Raw genomic sequence first — 19,064 nt, forward strand, 5'->3', positions numbered from 1 at the left:
GCGTGTTCCGGCATCCGGCGGGGCGGCCCCGGTGCCTGCGGGTAACCGCAGGCAGGGGGCGGGGGACCGCGCCGGTCCCACGGGCTGGCGCCCCGGCGTGTTGCCGGGCGCACGGGGGCGGGCTGCCTAGACTTTCTGCGTCTTGGCCTTGCCCAAAATGCCCGAAGGCCGGAAGATGAGGATGAGCACAAGCAGCGCGAAGGCCAGCGCATCCTCGTAGTCGCTCGAGATGTACCCGGTGGCGAAGCTTTCGCACCAGCCGAGCACAAGGCCGCCCAGCATGGCGCCCGGAATGGAGCCGATGCCGCCGAGCACCGCGGCGGTGAACGCCTTGATGCCCGCGATGAACCCGATGGCGAAGTTCACCTGCCCCACGTGCGAGGCGATGAGCACGCCGCCCACGGCAGCCAGCGACGAGCCGATGACGAAGGTGAGCGAGATCACCTTGTCGGCGTCGATGCCGAGCAGCATGGCCATCTTGCGGTTCTGGGCCGTGGCGCGCATGGCCTTGCCCATGCGGGTGTACTTGATGAACAGGGTCAGCGCGGCCATGGCCACGGCCGAGGTGACGATGATCAGCACTTCGCTCGCGCCCATGATGTGCGCGATGGGTTCGAGAAATTCGGGCTGCGGCACCAGATTGGGAAAGGGCATGAAGTCCGAGGTCTGGGCCAGGATGACGTAGTTCTGGAGAAAGATGGACATCCCGATGGCCGAGATGAGTGGCGAGAGGCGCTGCGCGTCGCGCAGCGGCTTGTAGGCGATCTTTTCGAGCGTCAGGCCGTAGGCGGCACAGTAGATGACCGCCACCACCGCGGCGATGATCAGGATGGCCAGGGCCGGAAAGCCGTAGATGCCGAGCGCCCCGGCCACGATCAGCGCCGTGAACGCCCCCAGCATGTACACCTCGCCGTGGGCGAAGTTGATCAGCTCGATGATGCCGTACACCATGGTGTAGCCGAGCGCGATGAGCGCGTAGATGGAGCCGCGCGTCAGCCCGCCGAAGAAGAGTTCCCAGAAATACTGCCAATCCATTGGTGCCTTCCCGTACATGCGCGGGACCTGGCCGCGCCGTCGTCAAAACTCGGGGGACGGGCCTGCGGCCCGCCCCCCTGTCATATCGGATGCTTTTCGTGAACCTACTTGAGTTCCACGTACTTGCCGTTCTTCACCTGGTACATGGAGAAGCCGACGCCTTCGGCATCGCCGCGCGCGTCGAACTTGATCTTGCCCACCGAGGTCTCGACGAATTCGGTGCGCAGGGCGTTCATGATCTTGGCGGAATCGGTGGAACCGGCCTTTTCGACGGCGTTCAGCAGGGCCAGCGAGGCGGCGTAGGCTTCCTTGTAGAACGCGCCGGGCTCGGCGCCGAATTCCTTCACGTGGGCCTCGATGGCTTCCTTGTACAGGGGCAGCGCGCTCACATCCTTGGAGCTGGAGGCGTACACGCCTTCGGCGTCCTTGCCGGCGACCTTGATGAAGGTGTCGTCCTTCACGCCGTCGTCGGACACGAAGGGCAGGTCCATGCGCTTCTTGCGCATCTGCTGCACGATCTTCGAGGCTTCGGGATGGTAGCCGCCGAACATCACGGCTTCGGCGCCGGAGTTGCGGATCTTCTGCACCACGGCGGAGTAGTCCACCGCGCCGGGGGTCACGCCTTCGAAGAGCACCACGGTGCCCTTGCCGCCCTGCTCGATGAACTGCTTGGCGAATTCGGCGTAGCCCTTGCCGTAGTCGCCCTTGTCATGCAGCACGGCGATCTTCTTCTTGCCCAGCTTTTCGATGGTGAAGTCCACGCCCAGCTTGGCCTGCTGGTCGTCGGAGGCGATGGTGCGGAAAAAGTTGGGGTAGTCGCCGCTCTGGGTCAGGGCCGGGTTGGTGGCCGAGGGCGACATCAGGACGATGTTGGCTTCCTTGTAGATGGGCAGCGCGGCCTTGGTGGCGCCGGAGCAGATGTGGCCCAGCACCACGACGGCGCCGTCGGACACCAGCTTGGTGGCCGCGTTGGTGGCCAGTTCGGGCTTGCACTGGTCGTCCTGGGGAATGACTTCCACCTGCTTGCCGAGCACGCCGCCCTTGGCGTTGATCATCTTGGCCACCAGCTTGGCGGCGTTGGCGCTGGGCAGCCCGTAGGAGGCCAGGTCGCCGCTGTGGGCGCCGGCCACGCCGAACTTGATGGTATCCGCCGCAAACGCCGGGCAGGCCATGACGGCCACGGCAAGACCCGCAACAAGGCCTTTGAACCATCCTTTACGCATGCTCGATCCTCCGAAATGTTGACGAAACGAGTGAACAATATTGTAAAGACATTGCCGCAACGGCGACCACCCCGCGCACGCACGGCAATGCAGCGCGTCGGGCAGGAATGCCACCATCGACCAACAATTTTTGATGCCACGGAATCCGGAAAGCTGTCAAATACTACCGGTTACGACAACCATGCGATGTTGCGGCCAAATTCAGGCAGCGCACCGCGTGTTGTCATTTTTGGCATCACTTCGTCACGGAAAACCCCGCGCCGGATTTGCGGCCCGTCCTGATGGCGTCCGGGGCGTCCGCCCGCCGGATTGCATACGCCGTTCCAGTCGCGTGCGGTAAACGCACTCCGGACCTGCCGTACCCGCTCGCGCCGGGCACGGGACGGGGAGGCGGGCCGCCCACTCGTTTCGAACCGGGCGCACTGCCCTACCCTTGCATCGCTTCATCCGTCAAGAGCGCCACGGCAGATTCCCCGTTTCCGCCGTCACGCGAACGCTCCGCCGCCCCCTTGCGTTCCCCGACCTTGTGCGGCGCGTGCCCGCAGGCGTCACCCCGCACGGTCGATGCCGTACGGCATCACTCTAGTACGGCTGATGCCGTACGGCCAGCCCGCACCGCTGGCGACGCCCCATCGCCGTTGCCCCCCTCCCCACGCCACCCCACCGGCCCTACTCCCGCCCGGGGGACCGCCCTCGATATCCACGGGTTGCCGTCGCGCGCCGAAGGGTGCATATCATCAACAACATATCCCCGGCACAGCAGGAGGTAGCCATGCTGAAGGCATTCAAGGAATTCGCGGTCAAGGGCAACGCGCTGGACATGGCCGTGGGCGTCATTCTGGGCGCCTCGTTCGGCACCATCGTCAAGTCGCTGGTGGACGACGTGATCATGCCGCCCATCGGCCTGGTGCTGGGCGGCGTGGACTTCTCGGACCTGTTCGTCACCCTGCGCGACGGAGCCACCCCCGGCCCCTACGCCAGCCTGGCCGCCGCCAAGCATGCGGGCGCGGTGACGCTGAACGCGGGCGTATTCGCCAACACGGTGGTCAGCTTTCTCATCGTGGCCTTTGCCGTGTTCCTGCTGGTGCGCGGCGTGAACACCCTGCGCACGCGCCTGGAAGGCCCGGCCGCGCCCAAGCAGCAGGACTGCCCGTTCTGCTTCAGCAAGATCGACGTGCGCGCCACGCGCTGCCCGCACTGCACCGCGGGCATCGAACAGGCATGAGAACCGGCCGGGCAGCCCTTCCCGTTCCACGGGCGGGCGCTCGGCCGCGAACGCAATGCCGCCGCCGGAGTGGTCTCCGGCGGCGGCAGGCCCGTGGGCAACCGCAGCGGCCGCCCGGCACGTGGGTGCGGCAGGCAGGGGCGGCCGAACGGTGAAATTCCGGCATGAACGGTAAAATTCCGGCATGACGCGGGGGGCTCCGTTCAGGGAGCCCTCCGGGGCGGTCTGTTTGGGGGCGGCCTATTTCGTGTCGGCCCGCACCAGCAGCACGTCGCAGGGGGCGTCGCGGGTCAGCCGGGCCACGGCGTCGCGCATCACCTCAAGCCCGCGCGTGAACGGGTTGGACAGCACCAGCAGGTCGTAGCCCTTGGCGGCCTGCTCGCGGACCACGTCCACCACGTCGCCGGGCGCGGTCAGCAGTTCGCCGGGCATGTCGCCCCGAAGTTCCAGGAAGGCGCGCGCGCTTTCCGCCGCCGCCTTTTCCTCCAGCCCCTGCATGTATTCCAGAAAGCCGATGCGCGAATTGCAGCCGGACAGCCAGTCGTGCCCGGTGAACACATCCCACGTGGCGTCGATGACGAACAGGGCGTCCAGGGTGGCGCCCTTCTCGCGGGCGATGCGGATGGCCTCGTCCACGGCGCGGCGTGCGCCGGGGCCGTCGTCGAGGGCGAGCAGCAGCTTCATGGGTGGCGTCATGGGACATGTTCTCCGTAGGCGTATGGCGGGCGGCGCATGGCCGCCCGCCGGATGTCTGGCGTATGCGATGCTTCGGCCGGGGGCAGGATCATCCTGCCGCCCTCATTGCCTGCGATCTTGGGATATTGCGCTATGCGGATTTTTGTTCTCTGCCAAGGAAGAGAGATTTTTTATGAAGGGAGTATACTCTTATCGTATTCGACCGGAATAAAAAATCTTTCTGACCGCTGTGCGCTCGATGTCCGTAGGGCTCGCGAACTCGCCCAACGGACACGCTCCGCGCCCTTCGGGTCGGTCAGGCAGAGGGCAAAAGGCCCATAGCGCCCCCCTAGGGAAGGGTACCCTTCTCGTGCTCCATGACCACAATGGCCTGCTTGCCCTTCTTCACGGCATCGCCGGGCTTGCCGGAAACCTTCAGCACCTTGCCGTTGGCCTTGGCGGTGAAGCTTTCCACGGCGACCTTCTCTTCCATCACGTTGTTGACCCACTTCTTCTTGACCACTTCCAGCGAATAGAGCGGGTCGCCCTTCTTCACCTCGGAACCTTCGGCCACGAAGATCTCCACCAGCTTGCCGTCCTGCGGGGCCTTGATGCCCACCGAGGGCACGATGAAGGCCATGTAGGTCAGCACCACCACCACGATGAGGGCCGAGGCGATGATGGCGGCCACGTCCTCGTGGCGGTCGCTCTTGAATACGGTAAGGGACTTCTTCTTGTCGGACATGTGCGTGCTCCTCGTGCAGGCGGCCTAGAAGGCGCCTTCCTTCGGAATGAAGGCCAGGATGATGATCAGGGCGAGAACGTACTTGGTGGCGCCCGCGATGAGGCCGATGCGCAGCGGCTTGCCGCCCGCGGCCCTGATCTCGCGCACGTCGATGTACGCCCCGAGGCCCACCAGGCCCACGCCGAACACCCAGGCCATGACGTCGCGCATCAGGTGCAGCGTCTCGGAGCCTTCGGCGCCGAGGATGTGCAGCGAGGACAGCGCGGTCATGCCCACGAAGCCCAGCACGAAGATGGGGAACTTGGAGGCGAGGATGGAACCGAGGCTGACGTGTTCGGCGTCGGCCTCGCCCTTCCAGTACCAGGCGGTGATGAAGAACACCACGAACGGGATGCAGATGACCCGCACCACGTTCCAGATTTCGCCGTAGGCCACGGCGGTGCCGGGGGCGAAGTTGGGGTTGAAGGCAAGGCAGGTGGCCAGCACCTGGCCCGAGTTCAGGATGCCCGTGCCCACCCACGCGCCGAACTGGTAGTCCGACAGGGCCAGCATCTTGCCCACGAACGGGCTGACGAACATGGTCATGATGCCGAAGCCGAGAATGGTGGCGATGGACAGGGCCAGGTCCACCGGCTTCGCGCGCACGCCGGGCGCGGTGGCCACGGCGGCGGAGACGCCGCACACGCCGCAGGCCGCGGCCATGGTGGCGGTGACCGAGCGGTCGGCGTCAAGGCGCTTGCCCAGCCACAGGATGAAGATGGCAGTGCCGAACACGAAGGCCACGATGAGCGTGATGGCAATGCCGCCCACCTTCAGCAGTTTGTCGAAGGTGTACAGCGAACCCAGCATGATGACGCCGGTCTTGATGAACAGGCGCGTGGTGCGGAAGCCTTCCTCCGCCCAGGCGGGAATCTTTCCGCCGAACAGGATGTTGCGGTAGAACATGCCGGTAAGGATGGACAGCAGGATGTAGTTCAGGCTCAGCACCTGCACCAGCCAGCCCTTCCTGCCGAACACCACGGCGTCCTTCATCCACGGTTCCACGTACACGCGCAGCACGTACAGCGTGCCGATCATCACCGCGAGCCCGGGCACGATGGCCAGGATCCTGCCGAAAAGCCCCTTGTCTTCCATTGCGTTGCATCTCCTCGGGGGTTGCGTGATCTCCGGACGATGCCTCGGCGGCGCGGATCGCGGCCCGCCGGAGCATCGTTCCTTTCCCTTTCCCTCGTCTTTCCCGCGTCTTTCCCGCATCCGTGCGCGGCGCCGTTGCCGCCCCCTGCCGGGGGAGACGGCGGGCAGGCTCCATGGCGGCGCCCCTTTGCGCCACCGGGCCATGCCCGCCGCCACGGCCTGCCGCGCGCCGGACATGGCCCCCCCCGAGAGCAAGACGCGGGCCATCCGGGCCGGAAAGGTCAGGATTCAAGCATTGCGCGGTATTGCGCCGCGCCTACCCCGGCCTGCCTGCTAACTCGCGGCAGCACCCGCAGCCGGTGCAACGCAGCTTGCGGTGCGCGGGTTGCCCTTTGTCCCGCCTGTGCTAGACAACGGCCATGCGGTGCCGGGCGCGCGGCCAGACCCGCCGGAATCGACCCGCCGGAAGCAATCCGCCGGAGTCAATCTGCCGGGCAGGCCCGCGGACGCCCCGCCCCTTTATTGTTGACGCACCCGCACAAGGAGCCCCGTGTTTCGACTCACGCCCCATTCGCTCCAGGCCCGCTTCCTGCTGGGCCTTTTGCTCATCCTGGCCTGTCTGGGCGGGTTCTTCGCCCTGTCCCTGTTCATGCACCTGGAACGGCTGGTGGAGAACGAGGCCCGCGACCGCGCGGCGCTCATCCTGGCCCAGGCCGAGGCGGTGCAGAGCTACGTGCGCAACACCCTGCGCCCGGCCATGTATAGTTCGCTGCCCGGCGACACCTTCGTCATCGAGGCCATGTCCACCTCGTTCGTCACCCGCGCGGTGATGAACGACAACAACCTGGCCCACGACCGCTTCACCTACCGCCGGGTGGCCGTGGGCGCGCGCAACCCCGCCTACGAGGCCTCGGAGTTCGAGCGCGGCATCATCGCCCGGTTCCGCGACGACCCGGAACTGACCCGCGTGGAGGACGTCAGCGAGGAGGACGGGGAACGGCTGTTCATCACGGCCAAGCCGGTGCGCTTCGAAACCGCGTGCCTGCGCTGCCACGGCGATCCGGAACAGGCCCCGCCCGTGCTGCTGTCCATGTACGGGGCGGAACGCGGCTTCTGGCGCAAGACCGGCGACCTCGCGGGCATGACCATGGTGGCCCTGCCCATGGACCAGGCGGTCAGCGGCATGACCGAGGCGGTGGTGTCGTTCGGGGTGCTGTTCGCGGGCGGGGCGCTGGCGCTGTTCGCGGTGATCCACGTGTTCTTCAACCGGCTGGTGGTGCACAACCTGCGCCGCATGGGCGGGGTGATGCGCCGCCACTTCCCGGACGAGGCGGACATGACCATGCCCCGGCGCGGCCACCCGGACGTGGGCATCGACGACCTGCTGGGCGACATGGAATCGCTGGCCCGGCATCTCAGCGAGGCGCGGGCCAAGCTGCGCGACTACGCCGCCAACCTGGAAGGCATGGTGCACGAGCGCACCGTGGACCTGGCCACCGAGGCCACGGCCCGGCGCACCGACGTGGAGTTGTTCGTGGGCCTGCTGGACCGCCTGAACCGCAGCAGCGGCAAGGGCGAACTGCTGGCCGCCTCGCTGGCGCTGGTCGCGCGGCGCTTCGGGGCGGACAGGGCGGCCTACGCCTGCGTGCTCTCGGCCAGCGACTTCCACGCCTGGCCGGACCGCGCGGTGCGGCCGGAACTGCCCCCCGACTGGCACGACCTGGCCGCCGAGGGCGCGCCCCGCCTGACCCCGCGCGCCTGGTTCATCCCGGTGCAGACCAGCGACACCACGCGGGGCCTGTTGTGCCTGTACTGGGACGCGGACCACGCCAGCGGCCCCGGCACGGCCGACCTGGCCCAGGCCGTGGGGCGGCAGCTCGGCATCGCCATGGACAACCTGGACGCGCTGGACAACCTGCTGCGCCAGAACGCCCTGCTGGACTCCATCTTCGAGGGCATTTCCGACCCGCTGCTGCTGCTGGGCGGCGATGGCCGGGTGGTGCTGGCCAACAGTTCGGCCCTTCAGCTCACCCGGTCGCTGACCCGGTCGCTGGCGACCTCAAGCGATAGTGGCCGGGACGGGGCGCAAGGCAGGGGCAACGGGGACGGGGGTGACGGCGGTGACGAGAACGCCGCCGGCACGGACGGCGCGGCCCTGGCCGAACTGCTGGACGCCGCGGACATCGCCGCGCGCATGGGCGACGGCCCGGTGTCGCGCGCGGTGACCCTGCGCGACGGGCGGTCCTTCGCGGTGAACGCCTACCCGCTGGGCGGGCGGCTGGAACGCGGCGGGCGCACCGTAGCCTACCTGCGCGAAACCACCGACGAGCGCCGCATGCTGGAACGGGTGCAGCAGCACGAAAAGCTGGTGGCCGTGGGCAAGCTGGCCGCTGGCCTGGCCCACGAGATCAACAACCCCCTGGGGGTCATCCACTGCTATGCCGACCTGCTGCGGGCCGCCGCGCCCGACGGGCAGGCCCAGGCGGACATCGACGTGATCATGCGCCACACCGAGCAGGCCCGGAAGGTGGTGCGCGACCTGCTGGACTTCGCCCGGCCCAAGCAGGCCGAACGCGGCCCCTGCGACGTGGCCGAGGTGCTTTCCGGCCTGGCCGACGTGTTCCGTCCCAGGGCGCGGGCCGCGCGGGCGCGCATCGTGCCCGATCTGCCCGATCTGCCTGATCTGCCCGATACGCCCGGCACGCCCGGCGGGACGGCAGGCGGTGGCAACGAATGCGCCCCCCTGCCGCCGGTGCTGGCCGACCGCAGCGGGCTGGAACAGATTCTCACCAACCTGCTGCTCAACGCGCTGGACGCCGTGGAAACCGACGCCCCGACCCTGCGCGACGGCCCGGACGGGGACGACGCCGAAACCCGTTCCTGCCGTCCGGATACGGCGGGCGGTACCGACGGAAAGGGCGGAAAGGACGGCAAGGACAGCGGGAATGGCGCGGACGACGGGGATGGCGCGGACGCCAACGCGCCGCCCGCATTCCCGCGCCCCCGGCGGCGCGGGGTGGTGGTGCTGTCCGCCCGCAGCCTTCCCGACCCGCACGGGCAGGACGAGGTGGTGGTGCACGTCATCGACAACGGCCCCGGCATCCCGGAAGAACACCTGCCCCGGCTGTTCGACCCGTTCTTCACCACCAAGGCCGCCGGGCGCGGCACCGGGCTGGGGCTGGCCGTGGTCTTCGGGATCATGCGCGACATGGGCGGGCGCATCGAGGCGCGCAACCTGACCCCGGCGGACCTCGCCCCCGCCGCCCAGGGCGGCCTGGCCTGCCGCGTGGACCTGGCTGCCCTTTTCGCGGAATCCTCCCCATCCGCCCAATCCGCCGGGTCCGCCGGGTTTGGCCAATCCGCCGGGTCCGCCGGATCTGGCCCCCACGCTTCCGGCTTCCCGGCCGAACCGGCGCGCGGGGCGGTGTTCACTCTTCACCTGCCTGCGGCGGACCGGGGCCACCCGGCCGCACCCACGGAGCACGACGCATGACCACGCCCCACGAGACCATCCTGGTGGTGGACGACGAGGCGGACTTCGCCAACGGCCTGGCCCGCCAACTGCGCGCGGGCTTTCCGGATGCGGAGGTATTGGTGGCCACCAGCGGCCGGGCCGGGCTGGACCTGCTGGGCCGCAGCGACCCGGCCGTGCTGCTGACCGACCTGCGCATGCCCGACATGGACGGGCTGGAACTGATGGCCCACGCCCAGACCCAGGACGTCACCCCCAGCGTCATCCTGCTCACCGCGCACGGCACCATCGAGACGGCGGTGACCGCGCTCAAGAACGGGGCCTACGACTTCCTGACCAAGCCGGTGCGGCGCGAGGACCTCTACCGCGCCGTGAGCAAGGGGCTGGAACGCTGCCGCCTGCTGCGCGAAAACCGTCGCCTGCGCGAGGAAATGTCGCGCACGGGGCTGGAAAGGACGCTGATCGGCGAAACCCCGGCCATGCGCAGGCTGAAGGAGACCATCGCGGCGGTGGCCGCATCGGACTACACGGTGCTGGTGCGGGGCGAATCGGGCACCGGCAAGGAACTGGTGGCCGCGTCCATCCACGAACTGTCCGGCCGGGCGCAGTGTCCCATCGTCAGCGTGCACTGCCCGGCCATCCCGGACCAGTTGCTGGAAAGCGAACTGTTCGGCCACGTGAAGGGGGCCTTCACCGGGGCGGAGCGCTCGCGCAAGGGGCTGTTCATGTCCGCCGCCGGGGGCACCATCGTGCTGGACGAAATCGGCGACATCTCGCCCGGCATCCAGACCAAGCTGCTGCGGGTGTTGCAGGAACGCGAGATACGCCCCGTGGGCTCCAGCGGCACGGTGAAGGTGGACGTGCGCATCATCGCCTCCACCAACCAGGCGCTGGAGGCGCGCATCAGGAGCGGGGAATTCCGGGAAGACCTGTTCTACCGGCTCAACGTGCTGACCATCCACACCCCGCCCCTGCGCGACCGCGCCGACGACATCCCCCTGCTGGCCGACCACTTTCTGGCCCAGACCTGCCGCGAGATGCAGATAGCCCCCAAGCGCCTTTCGCCCGAGGCCATGGCCTGCCTGTGCGGCCGGGAATGGCCTGGCAACGTGCGGGAATTGCAGAACTTCGTGCGGCGGCTGGCGGTGTTCTGCCCCGGCGACACGGTGGAGATGGCCCACCTGCGGCTGGTGGACGGCCCCGCCGACTGCGCCGCGCCCGCGGCCGAGCCGCCCCTGACCCCGTACAAGGACGCCAAGGCCCACGTGGTGGACGATTTCACCCGGCGCTACGTGGAACGGCTGCTGGAACGCACCGAGGGCAACATCTCGGAGGCGGCGCGCGTCTCGGGGCTGGAACGGGTGTCGCTGCAAAAGATCCTGCGGCGGCTGGGCATCGGCGGCGCGGGCCGGGAATAGGCGGCGGACCGCGCCATCCGGCCCTGTCCGGCCCCATCCGGCCCCGTCCGGTACGATACGGCACGGCACGGTATCGGCCGGTATCCTGCCGATACCCGCTTGCCTGTGCGCCGCCACGTGCTATCTTGGAACAACGGGTACCCGATATCCCCCCCTGCCGTTCCGCCCGCCTGCCCGCATCCCCGTTGCCCGCACACGTTACCGGCGTCCCCGGCATCCGTCGCCCCCAACCATCCCGGAGGCTTGCATGCTTGACCGCAGACGTTTCGTGCAATCGTTGCTGGCCCTCGTCCCCCTGTCCGCAATGACCACCATGGCCCCCATGACCGCCGCCACGGCCGATGCCGCCGCCAGCCAGGCCACAGGCACGGGGGGCGGCGCGCCCGCCGCGCCGCCGGGCGCGCAGGCGCCCGGCTTCTTCCGCCTGCCCGTGGGCGGCGTGACGGTGTTCGCACTGTTCGACGCCCACGGCAAACTCGATCCGGCCATCCTGCACGGCGCGGACCGCAAGGACATCGACGCGCTGCTGGAGGACGCGGGCATTCCCGCCGGGCAGCCCGCCACCAGCAACGTGAACTGCTTCCTGCTGGATGCGGGAACGCGCCGGGTGCTCATGGACACCGGCGCGGGCAGCTTCTTCGGCGCGCGGGGCGGGCATCTGCCCAACAACCTGCGCGCGGCCGGATACGCGCCCGGCGGCGTCGACCACGTGCTGCTTTCGCACCTGCACCCGGACCACGCCCTGGGCCTGGTGGATGCGGCGGGGGCAAGGGTGTTCCCCAACGCCGGCGTGCACGTGAGCGCGCCGGAACTGGACTACTGGACCAGCGACGCCACCCTGGCCGCCGCGCCGGAAGGCCGCAAGGCCGGGCTGCTGGCCCTGCGCAAGGCGCTGGCCCCGTACAGGGACGCCGGACGGCTGCACACCTTCGCGCCGGGGGCCGCGCCGCTGGCTGACCTGCCGCTGGTGACCTCGGTGGACCTGCCCGGCCACACACCGGGGCACTGCGGCTTCCGCGTGACCTCGGGCGGCACGGTGCTGCTGTTCTGGGCGGACATCATCCACAGCACGCCGGTGCAGTTCGCCCGGCCGGAAGTGTCCATCGACTTCGACGTGGACCAGAAGGCCGCCGTGGCCACCCGCCTGCGCCTGTTGCCCCAGGTGGCCGCCGAAGGCTGCTGGGTGGCCGGGTCGCACCTGCCCTTCCCCGGCCTGGGCCGGGTGCGGGCCAGGGACGGAGGAAAGGGAGGCTACGCCTGGCTGCCCGTGAACTACGCCGACGGACTGTAACCGTTGGGCGGGCGCTCCCGCCTTGCCAATCCATGAACTCCGCAACGCAGAACGCGCCGTCCGGCATGTGCCGGGCGGCGCGTTGGCGTTGGAAAAGGGGGTGCGGGCCGAAAAGGGGTGCGCCGCCGCGTCAGGCGACCTCACGCGACCTCACGCGGCAGGGGCGTCGCCTGGCTCGGTGGCAGGCGCGTTCGGGGGCGTCAGCACCTCCGCGTACTGCTTTCGCGCGGCCAGCCAGGCCCGCGACACGGCAAAGGACGCCTCGTCGTGCGGCTCCAGGGTGGCGGTGGGATGCAGCCCGCGCGCGAGCAGTCCGCCGAACAGGTCGTCCAGGGGGATGGACCCGGTACCCAGGCCCAGGTGCTGGTCGTCGCTGCCGTCGTTGTCGTGCAGGTGCAGGTGGGCCAGGCGCGGGGCGAAGGCGTCCAGCCAGCGCCGCAGGTCGCGGCGCTGCACGCCGCGCGCGAAGCTGTGCCAGTGCCCGGCGTCGAAGCAGATGCCCGCGCGGGCGCCGAAATGCAGGGCCAGGGCATCGACCAGCGCGGCCACCGGTTCGGGGTCGCGTTCGTGGGTGTTCTCGATGCGCACGGGCGCGTCGCACGCGGCCAGCACCGCCGTCCACGTGCCGCAAGCCCGCTCCTGCCACGCGTCGAAGGCCCCGTCGTGCTGGCTGTGGTCGAAGGCGGCGTGCCCCACCATGTGGCGCGGCCCGTACAGTGCGGCCAGTTCCGCCGCGCGGAGCAGGGTGTCGCGGCTGGCGGCCAGAACGCTGTCGTTGAAGCTGCCGGGATGCAGGTCGAAGAACGGCAGGTGCACCGCGCAGGGCAGCCCGGCTTCGGCCAGGCGGCGCGCGGTGTCGCGGTGCCAGTCCGGGGACAACTCCTGCACGGCGAAGGTGTCGATGCCCAGTTCCGGGGCCAGCCCGTCGGCCACGAAACGGTCGATCCACGCGGGGTCGCGGGCGACCCAGCTGAGGGGAAGATTCACGAAGGTGCGCATGGAGGGCGTGTAGCACAGAGGCCGTCCGGGGCCAACCATGCAACGTGGGCCGGGGCAACGCGGGATGGGGCAACGCGGGCCGGGACCGGACCGGACGCCCCCCCCCGGTTCCCGCCGGATCGCGCCGTATCCCGTCGGACGCGGCCCCGCAAAAATGGCCCAACCCCCGCTTTCGCCCGCCATCACCCGTTCCACGCGCGTCGTGCCTCCATTTTCGCCCATCCGATGCCCGTTTTCGCGCAGCCACCCCCCTTTTCCGTGTAGTCCGCCTCTTTTCCCGATCTTCTGGGAACAACACCCCGCCGTCACCCCGCGTACCTCCTTAATCCGGACTGAAAAAGACCAGTTTGCAACCGCTTGCAGACCAAATTTTCAACAATTATTCCAGAATGTAACAACACACACCCCGTCCAGCGGAGCAGTCCCGATTTTTCGCAGAATGTGCTTGACGCACCCTTGATTATCGCATACCTCCGCAGTAGGAATTATTCCATACCCTAGAGGTAGGGTATTCGCGCGCCTTCCGGCCGACGCCAACGGCCGGAAACACCCCGGAGAGGGGACCTGATTGTGCCACGCAACCACGCGGTGTCGCTGCACACATCGGAGACACACACCGGGACAGCGCGAACGCCACAGGGAGGAACCACGACCCGGACCAGCGCGGGCGCCCCGGCATGGGGGGCGCCGGCGCAGTTCCGCTTCGTGGCAGGGCTCTGTCCGACCGTGCCGCCGCGCAAGCCGCAGGGAACCGGCTGGCGGCACGACGACTGAGGGTTGTCAGAGGAAGCGTTTCACTCATCTCAAAGGACTGCCACTATGATGAACGCGAAATCACTGCTGCGATGGGCGGGAACTCTGGTCGCCGTGGCCGCGGTCACGGTCTTCGGGCTGGATGCGCGGGGCACGACGAAGCCCCTTCCCGGCTCCACGGGCGAGCAGCGCGCCGACCTGGTGGAGATCGGCGTCATGGCGAAATTCGGCGACCTGGAGTTGCCGAAGGTCACCTTCCCGCACGATCGGCATTCCGAGGCCGTGGCCAAGGTCGCCGCGCCCGGCAAGGAATGCGCCACCTGCCACAAGAACGACGACAAGGGCAAGATGTCGCTCAAGTTCATGCGCCTTGAGGACACCACCGCCGCCGACCTCAAGAATATCTACCACGCCAACTGTATCGGCTGTCACACCGAGCAGGCCAAGGCGGGCAAGAAGACCGGGCCGCAGGACGGCGAATGCCGCTCGTGCCACAACCCGAAGCCCGTGGCTTCCTCGTGGAAGCAGATCGGCCTCGACAAGTCGCTGCACTACCGCCACGTGGCCGCCAAGGCCATCGCGCCGGTGAACGACCCGCAGAAGAACTGCGGCGCCTGCCACCACGTGTACGACGAGACCGCCAAGAAACTCGCGTGGGTCAAGAACAAGGAAGACTCCTGCCGCGCCTGCCACGGCGACGCGCGCGTGGAGAAGAAGCCCTCGCTGCGCGAGGCCGCGCACACCCAGTGCATCACCTGCCACCGCGGCGTGGCCGCCGCCCCGGCCAAGGCCGATTCCGGCCCGGTGTCCTGCGCGGGCTGCCATGACCCGGCCATGCAGGCCAAGTTCAAGGTGGTGCGCGACGTGCCCCGCCTGGAACGCGGCCAGCCCGACGCCGCCATGGTCCTGCCCGAGGTGGGCAAGACCGCTCCCAAGGGCATGAAGGGCACCATGAAGCCCGTGGCCTTCAACCACAAGGTGCACGAGGCGGCCAGCAACACCTGCCGCGCCTGCCACCACGTGAAGATCGACAACTGCACCACCTGCCACACGCTGGAAGGCGTGAAGGACGGCAGCTTCGTGCAGATCGAGAAGGCCATGCACCAGCCCGACTCCATGAAGAGCTGCGTGGGCTGCCACAACCAGAAGGTGCAGGCCCCGTCCTGCGCCGGCTGCCACGGCTTCATGAAGACCGGCGCCAGGCCCCAGCCGGAAAGCGCCTGCGCGGTGTGCCACGCCGATCCCGTCGGCCCCTCCGGCCCGCTGGACGCCAAGACCGTGGCCGACGGCGCCCTGCTGAAGGCCCCCAAGGAGCAGCGCGCCGAAGTGGCCGCCGCCACCCTGGCCGTCCGCCGCACCACCAAGGGCACCCTGCCCGCCGACGACATCCCCGAGTTCGTGACCATCGGCGTCCTGTCCGACAAGTACGAACCCTCGAAGCTGCCGCACCGCAAGATCGTCAACACCCTGATGGCCGCCATCGGCGACGACAAGCTGGCCGCCACGTTCCACACCGACAAGGCCACCGTGTGCGCGGGCTGCCATCACAACAGCCCCGTCAGCAAGACGCCGCCCAAGTGCGCCAGCTGTCACGGCAAGCCCTTCGACCCGGCCAAGGGAGACCGCCCCGGCCTGAAGGCTGCCTACCACCAGCAGTGCATGGGCTGCCACAACCGCATGAAGCTGGAAAAGCCCGCGGATACGGCCTGCGCCGAGTGTCACAAGGAACGCGCGAAATAGGAAACCGGTAAGGAGTTATCCATGAACAGGAGAAGATTCCTGACCCTGCTGGGCACCGCCGGTGTTTCCACGGCCATGAGCGCTGTTGGCGCGAAAAAGGCCGTCGCGGCGGGCAACCAGAGCTTCAAGGGCTACAAGGACAGTTACGGGGTGCTGCACGACACCACCCGCTGCATCGGCTGCCGCAAGTGCGAGCAGGGCTGCAACGAGGTGAACGACCTGCCCGCGCCCAAGGTGAAGTTCGACGACCTCACCGTGCTGGAGAAATCCCGCCGTACCGACCCGGACAACTGGACGGTGGTCAACAAGTACAACGTGGCCGGGCTGGACCATCCGGTGTTCCGCAAGCAGCAGTGCAACCACTGCCTGGAACCCGCCTGCGCCTCGGCCTGCTTCGTCAAGGCGTTCACCAAGAACCCCGACGGCTCCGTCACCTACGACGGCAGCCTGTGCGTGGGCTGTCGCTACTGCATGGTCGCGTGCCCGTTCAACGTGCCCACCTTCCAGTACGATGAGCCCTTCGACCCGCTGATCCGCAAGTGCACCATGTGTCACCCGCGCATCCAGGAGGGCAAGCTGCCCGGCTGTGTCGAGGCCTGCCCCAAGGAGGCCCTGACCTTCGGCAAGCGCGAGGACCTCTTGCGCATCGCGCGCGACCGCATCCGCACCAACCCCGGCCGCTACCAGGACCACATCTACGGTGAGCTGGAAATGGGCGGCACGGCGTGGATGTACCTGGCGGGCGTGCCCTTCGAGGCCGTGGGCCAGCAGGAGATGGGCACCAAGTCCGCGCCGGAGTACACGGCCGGGGCCCTGGGCTCCGTGCCCATGGTGGTGGGCATCTGGCCGGTGCTGCTGACCGGCGCCTACGCCATCTCCAAGCGCAAGGAAAAGGTGGCGGCCGAAGAACGCGAGGAAGCCGTGCAGGCGGCGCTGGCCAAGGCCAAGGCCGACGCCGAGAACGCCATGAACTCCGCCCTGGCCAAGGCGGCCAAGGAAAAGGACGCCGCAGTGGCCCGCGAGGTCAAGAAGGCCATGGAACAGGCGGAGCAGGCGTTCGAAGAGAAGTTCGCCGCCCTGCGCGCCGAAGGCCAGAGCGCCGAAACCGGCGACGACGGCGAAGGCAAGGAGGATGCATAACATGCATGACGCCAACACCAAGAGCGGCCTGTTCACGCCCGGCAACATCATCACGGGCATCATCCTTGCCGTGGGCGCGGTGATCACCTTCATCCGCTTCACCCAGGGCATCGGGGCCGTCACCAACCTGTCCGACAACAACCCGTGGGGCATCTGGATCGGGTTCGACCTGCTGTGCGGCGTGGCCCTGGCCGCCGGCGGCTACGTCACCTCGGCCTCGTGCTACCTGTTCGGGATGAAGCGCTACCACTCGGCGGTGCGCCCGGCCATCACCACGGCGTTCCTCGGCTACTTCTTCGTGGTCGTGGCGCTGCACTACGACCTGGGCCACCCGCTGCGCCTGCCCTACCCGCTGGTGTACTCGCAGGGCACCACCTCGCTGCTGTTCGAAGTGGGCCTGTGCGTGGCCACCTACCTTACCGTGCTGTTCGTGGAATGGTCCCCGGCGGCGCTGGAATGGCTGGGCCTGCGCAAGATCCGCAACGTGGTCGTCAAGCTGACCCTGGTGCTGACCATCTTCGGGGTGGTGCTGTCCACCCTGCACCAGTCGTCGCTGGGCGCGCTGTTCCTGATCGCCCCCGGCAAGCTGCACCCCCTGTGGTATTCCAGCTTCCTGCCGGTGTTCTTCTTCATCTCGTCCATGGTGGCGGGCCTTTCCATGGTCATCTTCGAAGGCACGCTGGCCCACAGGGGCCTGCACCACAAGATGGACGAAACCCACCTGAAGGAGGCCGAGGGCGTGGTCTTCGGCTTCGGCAAGGCCGCCTCGTTCGTGCTGGCCGGGTACTTCTTCATCAAGACCATGGACATCGCCATGGACAACGACTGGGCCTACCTCGCCACCGGCTACGGGGCGTGGTTCCTGGTCGAGATGTTCGGCTTCGTGGCGCTGCCCTCGTTCCTGTACGCCCTCGGCGTGCGCGAGAAGAACATCATCCTGGTGCGCGTGGCGTCGATCTTCGCGGTGCTCGGCATCGTGATCAACCGCTTCAACGTCTCGCTCATCGCCTTCAACTGGAACCTGCCCGCCGCCGACCGCTACTTCCCGCACTGGATGGAGATCGGCGTTTCGGTGTTCATCGTGACGCTCATCATCACGGTCTACCGGTTCATCGCCACGCGCATGCCGGTGCTGTACGAGCATCCCGAATACAAGGACGCCCACTAGGGCCGCCAAGGAGCACGCTATGGAAATCCATACCCTGCACGAGTTCATGCTGCACACCAAGAACATCACCTATCTGCTGATGGGTGCCACCCTGGTGGGCTTCGTGTGCTACTGGCTGTTCCTTACCGGGCGCGACAAGAAGATCCGCAAATACTAAGCAGTGACCAGGGCGTGTTTACAGTGAGAGATTTCGTTCGTTGGCAAGGAAGGCGAGTCTGCCATGAGGGAGTATACTCTTATGGTATTTGACCGAAATGGCTGGCGAAGCCTGACGCCGCCAACGGGCGAAAGATCCACCTGTAAACATGGCCTGCCATAGGAGCAAACCATGTACGCATTCCTCACCGGTCCCATGCTGTGGGTGGCGCTGCTGGTCTTCTTCGGCGGCCTCGCGGCGCGCGTGGTCTGGTACGTGCGCGGCCTGAGCTGGCAGCTCGACCGCGTGGCCTACGGCCCGCACCTGGCGCACGGCCTCAAGGGCGGCATCCATTCCGCCCTGAAGTGGATGGTGCCCTTCGGCACCTGCAGCTGGCGCGAACAGCCCTACTTCGCCGTGGCGTTCTTCCTGTTCCACATCGGCGCGGTGCTGGTGCCGCTGTTCCTCGCCGGGCACAACATCATCCTGGCCGAGCGGTTCGGCTTCAGCCTGCCGGTGCTGCCCATGGGCATCGCCGACGCGCTGACGGTGGCCGCCATCATCGGCCTGGTCATGATCGCGCTGCGGCGCATCGCCCTGACCGAGGTGCGCATCCTCACCACCGCCTACGACTGGTTCATCCTCGCCGTTTCGGCGGCGCCGTTCGTCACCGGTTTCGTGGCCCGGCTGCACGTGGGCAACTACGAGGCGTGGCTGCTCGCCCACATCATCACGGGCGAACTGCTGCTCATCGTGGCCCCGTTCACCAAGCTGTCCCACATCGTGCTGTTCTTCATGTCGCGCGGCCAGATCGGCATGGACTACGCCATCAAGCGCGGCGGCTACAGCCGCGGGGCGGCCTTCCCCTGGTAGCGGCCCGGCCGTTCCATGATCTGCGTGTGACGGACAC

At 68.0% G+C, this 19,064-nt stretch carries 15 protein-coding genes; 9 read left to right on the plus strand and 6 right to left on the minus strand.

Annotated features, from left to right (window positions below):
* Window positions 1-126: 126 nt before the first annotated feature.
* Together V6B97_RS12255 and V6B97_RS12260 are read right to left on the minus strand one after the other, a co-directional pair.
* On the minus strand, window positions 127-1,035 hold the full coding sequence (locus tag V6B97_RS12255) for a branched-chain amino acid ABC transporter permease (protein ID WP_333506807.1): 909 nt from the start codon (window positions 1,033-1,035) through the stop codon (window positions 127-129).
* Window positions 1,036-1,139: 104 nt separating this feature from the next.
* Window positions 1,140-2,258 carry a branched-chain amino acid ABC transporter substrate-binding protein gene (locus V6B97_RS12260; RefSeq protein ID WP_333506808.1) on the minus strand — a complete coding sequence of 373 codons (1,119 nt, stop codon included), beginning with the start codon at window positions 2,256-2,258 and terminating at the stop codon, window positions 1,140-1,142.
* Window positions 2,259-3,030: 772 nt separating this feature from the next.
* On the opposite strand from V6B97_RS12260, the gene mscL reads away from it, so the two are divergent.
* Window positions 3,031-3,483: a large conductance mechanosensitive channel protein MscL gene (gene mscL, locus V6B97_RS12265; protein ID WP_333506809.1), complete on the plus strand. Its 453-nt coding sequence runs from the start codon at window positions 3,031-3,033 to the stop codon at window positions 3,481-3,483.
* Window positions 3,484-3,723: 240 nt separating this feature from the next.
* On the opposite strand, the gene V6B97_RS12270 is transcribed toward mscL, so the two are convergent.
* From V6B97_RS12270 to V6B97_RS12280, 3 genes are all read right to left on the minus strand, one after another.
* Window positions 3,724-4,179 (minus strand): universal stress protein, encoded by a 456-nt coding sequence (locus V6B97_RS12270; protein WP_333506810.1) that lies wholly within the window; start codon window positions 4,177-4,179, stop codon window positions 3,724-3,726.
* Between the two features lie 328 nt (window positions 4,180-4,507).
* Window positions 4,508-4,903, minus strand: a complete 396-nt coding sequence (locus tag V6B97_RS12275) for a biotin/lipoyl-binding protein (protein ID WP_333506811.1) — start codon at window positions 4,901-4,903, stop codon at window positions 4,508-4,510.
* A gap of 24 nt (window positions 4,904-4,927) precedes the next feature.
* Entirely contained in the window at window positions 4,928-6,037 is a 1,110-nt protein-coding gene (locus V6B97_RS12280) for a YeiH family protein (RefSeq protein ID WP_333506812.1), read from the minus strand.
* A 550-nt stretch (window positions 6,038-6,587) separates the two neighbouring features.
* Between V6B97_RS12280 and V6B97_RS12285 the strand changes: the two genes are divergently transcribed.
* The 3 genes from V6B97_RS12285 (at window position 6,588) to V6B97_RS12295 (ending at window position 12,218) form a co-directional block, all read left to right on the plus strand.
* Window positions 6,588-9,530 carry a c-type heme family protein gene (locus V6B97_RS12285; RefSeq protein ID WP_333506813.1) on the plus strand — a complete coding sequence of 981 codons (2,943 nt, stop codon included), beginning with the start codon at window positions 6,588-6,590 and terminating at the stop codon, window positions 9,528-9,530.
* Window positions 9,527-10,927 (plus strand): sigma-54-dependent transcriptional regulator, encoded by a 1,401-nt coding sequence (locus tag V6B97_RS12290; RefSeq protein WP_333506814.1) that lies wholly within the window; start codon window positions 9,527-9,529, stop codon window positions 10,925-10,927. Before V6B97_RS12285 ends, V6B97_RS12290 begins: the two co-directional genes overlap by 4 nt.
* Before the next feature lie 247 nt (window positions 10,928-11,174).
* Window positions 11,175-12,218 (plus strand): MBL fold metallo-hydrolase, encoded by a 1,044-nt coding sequence (locus V6B97_RS12295; RefSeq protein WP_333506815.1) that lies wholly within the window; start codon window positions 11,175-11,177, stop codon window positions 12,216-12,218.
* 150 nt (window positions 12,219-12,368) lie between these two features.
* Here the strand turns inward: V6B97_RS12295 and V6B97_RS12300 are convergent, their stop codons facing one another.
* Window positions 12,369-13,217 (minus strand): sugar phosphate isomerase/epimerase family protein, encoded by an 849-nt coding sequence (locus V6B97_RS12300; RefSeq protein WP_333506816.1) that lies wholly within the window; start codon window positions 13,215-13,217, stop codon window positions 12,369-12,371.
* Window positions 13,218-14,036: 819 nt separating this feature from the next.
* On the opposite strand from V6B97_RS12300, the gene hmcA reads away from it, so the two are divergent.
* The 5 genes from hmcA to hmcE all read left to right on the plus strand — a co-directional run bounded on the left by hmcA (window position 14,037) and on the right by hmcE (window position 19,027).
* Complete coding sequence (gene hmcA / locus V6B97_RS12305; protein WP_333506817.1) at window positions 14,037-15,710, plus strand: sulfate respiration complex hexadecaheme cytochrome HmcA; 1,674 nt, start codon at window positions 14,037-14,039, stop codon at window positions 15,708-15,710.
* Between the two features lie 21 nt (window positions 15,711-15,731).
* Window positions 15,732-16,850: a sulfate respiration complex iron-sulfur protein HmcB gene (hmcB, locus tag V6B97_RS12310; RefSeq protein WP_333506818.1), complete on the plus strand. Its 1,119-nt coding sequence runs from the start codon at window positions 15,732-15,734 to the stop codon at window positions 16,848-16,850.
* 1 nt (window position 16,851) lies between these two features.
* Window positions 16,852-18,018: a sulfate respiration complex protein HmcC gene (gene hmcC / locus V6B97_RS12315; protein ID WP_333506819.1), complete on the plus strand. Its 1,167-nt coding sequence runs from the start codon at window positions 16,852-16,854 to the stop codon at window positions 18,016-18,018.
* Between the two features lie 19 nt (window positions 18,019-18,037).
* Window positions 18,038-18,175: a sulfate respiration complex protein HmcD gene (gene hmcD, locus V6B97_RS12320; RefSeq protein ID WP_015946222.1), complete on the plus strand. Its 138-nt coding sequence runs from the start codon at window positions 18,038-18,040 to the stop codon at window positions 18,173-18,175.
* A gap of 171 nt (window positions 18,176-18,346) precedes the next feature.
* On the plus strand, window positions 18,347-19,027 hold the full coding sequence (gene hmcE, locus V6B97_RS12325; protein ID WP_333506820.1) for a sulfate respiration complex protein HmcE: 681 nt from the start codon (window positions 18,347-18,349) through the stop codon (window positions 19,025-19,027).
* The last annotated feature ends 37 nt before the right edge of the window (window positions 19,028-19,064 follow it).

Origin of the sequence: Nitratidesulfovibrio sp. 1201_IL3209 (assembly GCF_036763125.1) — a bacterium.
Classification (GTDB): Bacteria; Desulfobacterota; Desulfovibrionia; order Desulfovibrionales; family Desulfovibrionaceae; genus Cupidesulfovibrio.

What these genes read in the sequence shown, in the direction of transcription:
- V6B97_RS12290 (WP_333506814.1), top strand. Translation starts at nt 9,527, where the DNA reads ATGACCACGCCCCACGAGACCATCCTGGTGGTGGACGACGAGGCGGAC.
- V6B97_RS12270 (WP_333506810.1), bottom strand. Translation starts at nt 4,179, where the DNA reads ATGACGCCACCCATGAAGCTGCTGCTCGCCCTCGACGACGGCCCCGGC.
- V6B97_RS12280 (WP_333506812.1), bottom strand. Translation starts at nt 6,037, where the DNA reads ATGGAAGACAAGGGGCTTTTCGGCAGGATCCTGGCCATCGTGCCCGGG.
- hmcD (WP_015946222.1), top strand. Translation starts at nt 18,038, where the DNA reads ATGGAAATCCATACCCTGCACGAGTTCATGCTGCACACCAAGAACATC.
- mscL (WP_333506809.1), top strand. Translation starts at nt 3,031, where the DNA reads ATGCTGAAGGCATTCAAGGAATTCGCGGTCAAGGGCAACGCGCTGGAC.
- V6B97_RS12300 (WP_333506816.1), bottom strand. Translation starts at nt 13,217, where the DNA reads ATGCGCACCTTCGTGAATCTTCCCCTCAGCTGGGTCGCCCGCGACCCC.
- V6B97_RS12275 (WP_333506811.1), bottom strand. Translation starts at nt 4,903, where the DNA reads ATGTCCGACAAGAAGAAGTCCCTTACCGTATTCAAGAGCGACCGCCAC.
- V6B97_RS12255 (WP_333506807.1), bottom strand. Translation starts at nt 1,035, where the DNA reads ATGGATTGGCAGTATTTCTGGGAACTCTTCTTCGGCGGGCTGACGCGC.
- hmcB (WP_333506818.1), top strand. Translation starts at nt 15,732, where the DNA reads ATGAACAGGAGAAGATTCCTGACCCTGCTGGGCACCGCCGGTGTTTCC.
- hmcE (WP_333506820.1), top strand. Translation starts at nt 18,347, where the DNA reads ATGTACGCATTCCTCACCGGTCCCATGCTGTGGGTGGCGCTGCTGGTC.
- V6B97_RS12260 (WP_333506808.1), bottom strand. Translation starts at nt 2,258, where the DNA reads ATGCGTAAAGGATGGTTCAAAGGCCTTGTTGCGGGTCTTGCCGTGGCC.
- V6B97_RS12295 (WP_333506815.1), top strand. Translation starts at nt 11,175, where the DNA reads ATGCTTGACCGCAGACGTTTCGTGCAATCGTTGCTGGCCCTCGTCCCC.
- hmcC (WP_333506819.1), top strand. Translation starts at nt 16,852, where the DNA reads ATGCATGACGCCAACACCAAGAGCGGCCTGTTCACGCCCGGCAACATC.
- hmcA (WP_333506817.1), top strand. Translation starts at nt 14,037, where the DNA reads ATGATGAACGCGAAATCACTGCTGCGATGGGCGGGAACTCTGGTCGCC.